This is a genomic window from Enterococcus sp. RTP21361st1_A6_RTP21361_211029 (genome assembly GCF_040910045.1).
GTDB classification, from domain to species: domain Bacteria; phylum Bacillota; class Bacilli; order Lactobacillales; family Enterococcaceae; genus Enterococcus_D; species Enterococcus_D gallinarum.
This window is the reverse complement of record NZ_JBDGBK010000123.1, coordinates 1-7,109: the sequence shown is the minus strand read 5'-3', so window position 1 is coordinate 7,109 and position 7,109 is coordinate 1. Positions and strand designations below refer to the sequence as shown.

The 7,109-nt window shown below is 41.2% G+C and carries 9 protein-coding genes; all 9 read left to right on the top strand.

The window, feature by feature from the left end:
• Positions 1–429 (top strand): His/Gly/Thr/Pro-type tRNA ligase C-terminal domain-containing protein (locus AB5Z52_RS15330; protein ID WP_368266995.1); only part of this gene is annotated, 429 nt, incomplete at its 5' end.
• A gap of 306 nt (positions 430–735) precedes the next feature.
• Positions 736–1,152: a DUF4234 domain-containing protein gene (locus tag AB5Z52_RS15325; RefSeq protein WP_003126374.1), complete on the top strand. Its 417-nt coding sequence runs from the start codon at positions 736–738 to the stop codon at positions 1,150–1,152.
• Complete coding sequence (locus tag AB5Z52_RS15320; RefSeq protein ID WP_368243605.1) at positions 1,137–1,490, top strand: DUF2752 domain-containing protein; 354 nt, start codon at positions 1,137–1,139, stop codon at positions 1,488–1,490. Before AB5Z52_RS15325 ends, AB5Z52_RS15320 begins: the two co-directional genes overlap by 16 nt.
• A gap of 246 nt (positions 1,491–1,736) precedes the next feature.
• Positions 1,737–2,210: a ribosome maturation factor RimP gene (rimP, locus tag AB5Z52_RS15315; protein ID WP_003126376.1), complete on the top strand. Its 474-nt coding sequence runs from the start codon at positions 1,737–1,739 to the stop codon at positions 2,208–2,210.
• 21 nt (positions 2,211–2,231) lie between these two features.
• Positions 2,232–3,428, top strand: coding sequence for a transcription termination factor NusA (gene nusA / locus AB5Z52_RS15310; RefSeq protein WP_096710612.1), 1,197 nt, complete (start codon positions 2,232–2,234; stop codon positions 3,426–3,428).
• Positions 3,429–3,445: 17 nt separating this feature from the next.
• Positions 3,446–3,742: an RNase P modulator RnpM gene (locus tag AB5Z52_RS15305; RefSeq protein WP_003126378.1), complete on the top strand. Its 297-nt coding sequence runs from the start codon at positions 3,446–3,448 to the stop codon at positions 3,740–3,742.
• Positions 3,735–4,037, top strand: coding sequence for a YlxQ-related RNA-binding protein (locus AB5Z52_RS15300; protein WP_005471295.1), 303 nt, complete (start codon positions 3,735–3,737; stop codon positions 4,035–4,037). Before AB5Z52_RS15305 ends, AB5Z52_RS15300 begins: the two co-directional genes overlap by 8 nt.
• Before the next feature lie 12 nt (positions 4,038–4,049).
• Positions 4,050–6,629, top strand: coding sequence for a translation initiation factor IF-2 (infB, locus tag AB5Z52_RS15295; RefSeq protein ID WP_368243608.1), 2,580 nt, complete (start codon positions 4,050–4,052; stop codon positions 6,627–6,629).
• A 28-nt stretch (positions 6,630–6,657) separates the two neighbouring features.
• Complete coding sequence (gene rbfA, locus AB5Z52_RS15290) at positions 6,658–7,008, top strand: 30S ribosome-binding factor RbfA (protein ID WP_005471299.1); 351 nt, start codon at positions 6,658–6,660, stop codon at positions 7,006–7,008.
• Positions 7,009–7,109: the final 101 nt, after the last annotated feature.

Genomic DNA, 7,109 nt, shown 5'->3' with positions numbered 1-7,109 from the left:
GGTGAAGATGGTGAAAATACACATCGTCCAGTCGTGATCCATCGCGGGATCGTTTCAACAATGGAACGTTTCGTTGCCTACTTAACAGAAGTTTACAAAGGCGCATTTCCAACTTGGTTGGCACCGATCCAAGCAACGATCATTCCTGTTTCAGTCGATGCACACAGCGATTATGCTTATGAGATCAAAGAACGTCTTCAATCACAAGGTTTACGTGTGGAAGTGGACGATCGCAATGAAAAAATGGGCTACAAAATTCGCGCATCACAAATGCAAAAAATTCCTTATCAGTTAGTTGTCGGAGACCAAGAAGTCAAAGATGCAACTGTCAATATTCGTCGTTACGGCAGCAAAGAAACGAACGTTGAAGAACTAAATATCTTTGTTGATGCAATGGCAGCAGAAGTAAAAAATTATAGTCGCGCATAAATCAATTAAAAGGATTATAATAAAAGGATTGTAATAAAAGGTTTGTAATAGAAGCAAAAAATGAGACTATCCGAATGACAGTGGAAAAAAAGTGTTTGTCCAGCTGGCGTTATTACTGGTGACTAGTTGGAGATTAACAGCATCCCAATGTCCTTCAGAGGTTTCGTTTATTAAAAAGCTTAGATTACATCCTTTTTTTTCATTATTATTGAAATAAATTTCCTTTAAAAGGACTTTCCACTTTTTTGGATTGGTGTATAATTGGAAGAAAAGTAAAAAGATTCAATCTTTTAGAAGGAGTAACCGATGTATCAAAATTATCAATCCAAGAAAAAGTCCATTTTAATGGTGATTTTACTAACTATTATTACTTGCGGCATCTATTCACTTTTCTGGCTATACCAAACCACGCAAGATTTGACAGAATATAGTGAAGATTATCGCCTTACCCCAGGCATGTCTGTGTTGTTGACGATCATTACTTGCGGGTTGTACCAAATTTATTGGTGGTATCGAATCGCGGACATTTTTATCACTGCACAGGAAAAAACGAAATTTCCACGTATCAATGATAATAAAGTGTTGTTTGTTGTCTTAGCGATTTTTGGTTTGGACATTATCAATATGGCCATTTTACAATCGGATATGAATCAAGTGTGGGAGTCTGCAGATTCTGCAAGCCAATCAGTTACTCAAGACACTGATGATTGGACCGATTATTAATGTGTCCGTTTAAACTGCTGACGGGGGTTCCTTGCCCTGGATGTGGAATGACTCGCGCCTATTTGCATCTTTTTGAAGGTGACATACAAGGCGCTTTTTATTTTCATCCACTTTTTTGGCTCATTCCTTTGCTAGTGTTACTTGTCATTTTCTGGAAAAAGCCCATAGTTCAGCGTATCAATCAAAATCGCTACTTTTGGCTTGGACTGATGATTGCTGTTCTGGGCGTTTATGGCTACCGCATGTGGCACTTTTTTCCTGATCAAGCGCCGATGGACTTTGATCCGAAAGCTTTGCTTCCACAAGTCATCACGAAGCTTGTCGCCTTCATTGCTTGAATCAAGAAAGACAGCTGCCTATTTTGAGATAGAGGGAACAAGGAAGTATTCTGAAGGAAGAAATCTTAAGAAATAGGATGTAAAATTTTCAGAAAAAGCCACAAAATGCTAGGATACTTGAATTTGTTAGTAAACTATGTTATATTTACATAGTAATGATACTTAGAGTGAGTGAGCGGTTTTTTCGCTCACTCTTTTTAATGGAATGAAGTTCGTTTCGTTGAGAAATAAAGGAGGCGATGTCGTGTGAGTACAGTGGTGGAAACTGTCACAACAATTGTGACCCCCATTCTGGAAGCGCAAAATTTTGAATTAGTTGAGGTAGAATTTGTTAAGGAAGGAAAAAGCTGGTTTCTAAGGGTGTTTATTGACAAAGAGGGCGGAATCGATATTGAAGAATGTGCCTTTGTCAGTGAACAACTGAGTGATAAATTGGATGCCTGTGATCCAGATCCGATCCCACAAGCCTATTTCTTAGAGGTATCCTCGCCTGGTGCTGAACGCCCCCTCAAAAAAGAAGAGGACTATCACCGTGCAGTTGGAGAATATATCCATCTTTCCTTGTATCAGCCGGTGGAAGGCGAAAAGCAATTTGAAGGCTTTTTGCAGTCCTTTGATGAAGAACAACTAGTCATTAAGATTCGAATCAAAACAAGAGAAAAAGAACTAACGATCGAACGGAAAAATATTGCCAAAGCTCGTTTAGCAATCCAATTTTAAACACGGAGGAATGGAAGAATCATGAGTAAAGAAATGTTAAATGCACTTGATGCATTGGAAGCAGAAAAAGGCATTTCAAAAGAGATCGTCATTGACGCATTGGAAGCCGCGTTAGTGTCAGCGTACAAACGTCATTATGGTCAAGCGCAAAATGTAGAAGTTGAATTTGACCAGAAAAAAGGCAATATTCACGTTTATGCAGTCAAAGAAGTGACCGAAGAAGTAATGGACTCTCAATTGGAAGTGTCTTTGAAAGAAGCCATGACGATCAATCCTGCTTACGAGATTGGCGATAAGATCCGTTTCGAAGTGACCCCGAAAGATTTTGGCCGGATAGCTGCTCAAACAGCAAAACAGGTCATTTTGCAACGGGTGCGCGAGGCAGAACGGACAATCATCTACAATGAATTCAGTGCCTATGAAAAAGATATCCTGCAAGGGATCGTTGAACGTCAGGACAATCGCTATATCTATGTGAACCTTGGAAAAATCGAAGCAGTATTATCAAAACAAGATCAAATGCCAAATGAATTCTATCAACCTCACGATCGGATCAAAGTATTTGTTTCTCGGGTCGAAAATACTTCGAAAGGGCCTCAAGTTTTTGTAAGCCGTAGTCATCCTGATTTATTACGCCGTTTATTTGAACAAGAAGTACCGGAAGTTTATGATGGTACAGTTGAAATCGTCAGCATTGCCAGAGAAGCAGGAGACCGCTCTAAAGTAGCTGTGCGCTCATTTGATGCTAATGTCGATCCTGTCGGAACTTGTGTTGGTCCAAAGGGACAACGGGTTCAAGCAATTGTCAATGAATTAAAAGGTGAGAACATGGATATTGTTGAGTGGAATGATGATCCAGCGGTATTTATTGCAAATGCATTGAATCCAGCAGAAGTGACTGATGTTATTTTTGATGTGGATAATCCGAAAGCTTGTACGGTGGTCGTACCTGATTATCAGCTATCGCTTGCCATTGGTAAACGAGGACAAAATGCCCGTTTGGCTGCGAAATTGACTGGCTTTAAGATCGATATCAAATCGGAGTCAGACATGGAAGAATTTTATGCAAAATTAGAAGAAGGCGCCTATATCGATGAAGGCGAGGCTGTTGAAAGTCAAGAAAGCACTATCGAAGATAATGAGTCTCACGACGAAATGATCATTGCTTCTGATATGACGGCAGACGATTACGAAAACATGGATTTTGACAAAAAATAAGTCAAGGAGAGATCGCGATGAAAAAACGAAAAATTCCTTTACGAAAATCTGTTGTTTCAGGGGAAATGATTCCCAAAAAAGAAATGCTGCGCATCACCCGTTCGAAAGAAGGAACCGTTGCGATCGATCCATCCGGCAAGATGCCGGGTCGAGGAGCGTACATCGCTATCGAACCAGAGGAAGCGCAATTAGCTTGGGATAAGCGGATCTTGGATAGAGTATTAGAGACGAAATTGTCAGATGAATTTTATCAAGAACTCTTAGACTATGTGACGCATCAAAAAGCCCGAAGAGAGTTATTTGCAAATGAATAAACAAAAAGCATTGAATATGTTAGGACTAGCCATGCGTGCTGGGAAATTGATCACTGGCGAAGAGATGACGTTAAAAGAGATTCGTCAACAACGAGCAGCTCTCGTACTTGTCGCTAGTGACGCTGGTAAAAATACACAAAAGAAAATAAAGGACAAAAGTTCTTATTATGAAATTCCGCTCCTAGATACATTTTCTGCCGATGAAATCAGTTCAGCCATTGGCAAACCGCGAATGGTGGTGGGCATTCTAGATGCAGGATTTGCAAAGAAGGTGCAGGAATTAATATTAGGTTAGGAAGGTGATTGCATGGGAAAAAAAAGAATTTATGAACTTGCAAAAGAATGGAACAAATCGAGCAAAGAGGTTGTTGAAAAAGCACAATCTTTAGGCTTTGATGTGAAAAATCACATGGGCGCGATCTCAGATGGAGAGGCGCAAAAATTGCGGCAGTCATTAGGCGGCAATCCAAATGATCGATCATCACCAAAACCAACTCCCGCAAATCAGAAACCAGCCAACCAGCCGGAAAAACAAGAGCAAAAGAAATTTAAAACGCAGAGAAATAATCCTAACTTCCAGAACCGACACAATAATCAAGGGCAGCGGAACACGACGAATTCTCGTCCTAATGGTCAAGGACAACCCAACCGCCCAACAAGTCAAAACAACGGATCAACAAATCAAGGAAGTAATCGACCAAATAACCAAGGAAGTCAAAATCGAGTGAATAACCAAGAAAATCGTAACAATCAAGGACAACAAAATCGTCCAACGAACCAAAATAGAACACAAGGACAACAAAACCGTCCTAGCGGTCAAGGGCAACAAAATCGCCCAGCACAGGGACAACAAAATCGTCCGAACCAAGGAAATCAAAGTCAAAATCGCCCAGCACAAGGACAACAAAGTCGTCCAAACCAAGGGGCTAGCAGTCAAGGAACACAAAGCCGTCCAGCTGGTGATAACCAAAATCGCGGTGGAAATCAAAACCGTGGTAAGTCAAACTACAACGGACGCAACAATAATTTCAATAACAATAACCGCAACAAGTTTAACAAAAAAGGGAAAAAAGGTCGTCAACAGCAAGAGAAAAAACCACCTGTTCCAGCACGTAAATTCCGTGAATTACCAGAAGTATTGGAATATACAGAAGGCATGAATGTAGCGGATATCGCGAAAAAAATCTATCGTGAACCTGCTGAGATCATCAAGAAGTTGTTTATGATGGGAGTTATGGTCAATCAAAACCAACCATTGGATAAAGATACGATCGAATTGTTAGCAACTGATTACGGTATTGAACCACAAGAAAAAGTTCAAATCGACATCGCGGATATCGATAAATTCTTTGAACCAGAAGAACAAAACAAAGAAAATCTTGTTTCTCGTCCGCCGGTAGTTACCATCATGGGACACGTTGACCACGGGAAAACAACGTTATTAGACACATTGCGCCATTCTCGTGTGACAAGCGGAGAAGCTGGTGGGATCACGCAGCATATCGGTGCTTATCAAATCGATATCGATGGCAAACCAATTACTTTCTTGGATACTCCTGGACACGCGGCCTTCACAAGTATGCGGGCACGGGGAGCAAGTATCACTGATATTACGATTTTAGTTGTAGCAGCAGATGACGGTGTAATGCCACAAACTGTCGAAGCAATCAACCATGCTAAAGCAGCAAAAGTACCAATCATCGTTGCGGTTAACAAAATCGATAAACCAGGTGCGAACCCGCAACATGTCATGCAAGAATTAAGTGAATATGAATTGATTCCAGAAGCCTGGGGTGGCGATACCATCTTTGTAGAAATCTCTGCTAAATTTGGTCAAAATATTGAAGAATTGCTGGAAATGATTTTACTTGTTGCTGAAGTAGAAGATTTGAAAGCAGATCCATCACAACGGGCGATCGGTACAGTGATCGAAGCTCGTCTGGATAAAGGAAAAGGTCCGGTTGCTACCTTATTGGTACAGCAAGGAACGTTACATGTAGGTGATCCTATCGTCGTCGGGAACACATTCGGTCGAGTTCGTGTGATGACCAACGATTTAGGCCGTCGGGACAAAACAGCGGGACCAGCTACACCAGTTGAAATTACCGGATTGAATGATGTGCCGCAAGCGGGTGATCGATTCGTTACATTTGAAGACGAAAAGACAGCTCGTGCAGCAGGGGAAGAACGGGCGAAACGCGCCGTGATGGAACAACGCGCTTCCAGCAGCCGGGTAACGCTTGACAATCTGTTTGAAAGCCTAAAAGAAGGCGAATTAAAAGAAGTCAATGTAATCATTAAAGCGGATGTTCAAGGTTCTGCTGAAGCGTTGGGTGCTTCATTGAAGAAAATCGATGTAGAAGGCGTTCGGGTCAATATTGTCCATTCAGCAGTTGGAGCAGTCAATGAAAGTGACGTGACACTTGCAGCAGCAAGTAACGCGATCATTATTGGTTTCAATGTGCGGCCAACTCCGCAAGCTAAACAACAAGCCGAAGCCGAAGAAGTCGATATTCGTTTACACCGAATCATTTACAAAGCTATCGAAGAAATCGAAACAGCGATGAAAGGGATGCTTGATCCTGAATTTGAGGAAAAAATCACTGGTCAAATGATCGTTCGTGAAACCTACAAAGTTTCTAAAGTTGGTACGATCGCCGGTTGTTATGTAACGGAAGGCAGCATTCGCCGTGACAGCGGTGTGCGGGTAATCCGTGACGGCATCGTGATCTATGAAGGAAAATTAGCTAGTTTGAAACGTTTCAAAGATGACGTGAAAGAAGTAAAACTAGGCTTTGAATGTGGTGCCATGATCGAGAAATTCAATGATGTCAAAGTAGATGATGTGATTGAAGGCTACGTAATGGAAGAAGTACCAATGAATTAAGACACTAGTTATCAGGGAGGTTTTTTGAATGGCTAATTATCGTGACCGTAGAGTTGCCCAAGAAATCTTAAAAGAAGTGAATCAAATACTTCGTAAGAAAGTCCGTGATCCTCGTGTTCAAGATGTTACCATCACAGATGTTCGCGTGACAGGGGACTTGCAGCAAGCAACGATTTTCTACAGCACTTTGAGTGATCTTGCATCTGAAAAGCAAAAAGCACAAGCCGGATTAGAGAAAGCAACAGGGTTAGTCCGTCGTGAATTGGGACAGGCACTGTCATTATATAAAGTTCCGGAGTTGCAATTTGAACTAGATGAATCTGTTCAATATGGAAATAAGATCGATGAAATGATTCGCGATTTGCATAAAGGCGAATAAAGAATCACATAAAAAAAGGCCGCGTATATGTAGTGACCCCAAAAAGTTAGACTTTTATGGAGTGGAGAAATCCACTCCTTTTTTGTATGATAAGATTAACT

Excerpts from the sequence above, each read along its gene's own strand:
- AB5Z52_RS15325 (WP_003126374.1), top strand. The coding sequence starts at position 736 with ATGTATCAAAATTATCAATCCAAGAAAAAGTCCATTTTAATGGTGATT.
- nusA (WP_096710612.1), top strand. The coding sequence starts at position 2,232 with ATGAGTAAAGAAATGTTAAATGCACTTGATGCATTGGAAGCAGAAAAA.
- AB5Z52_RS15305 (WP_003126378.1), top strand. The coding sequence starts at position 3,446 with ATGAAAAAACGAAAAATTCCTTTACGAAAATCTGTTGTTTCAGGGGAA.
- AB5Z52_RS15300 (WP_005471295.1), top strand. The coding sequence starts at position 3,735 with ATGAATAAACAAAAAGCATTGAATATGTTAGGACTAGCCATGCGTGCT.
- infB (WP_368243608.1), top strand. The coding sequence starts at position 4,050 with ATGGGAAAAAAAAGAATTTATGAACTTGCAAAAGAATGGAACAAATCG.
- rbfA (WP_005471299.1), top strand. The coding sequence starts at position 6,658 with ATGGCTAATTATCGTGACCGTAGAGTTGCCCAAGAAATCTTAAAAGAA.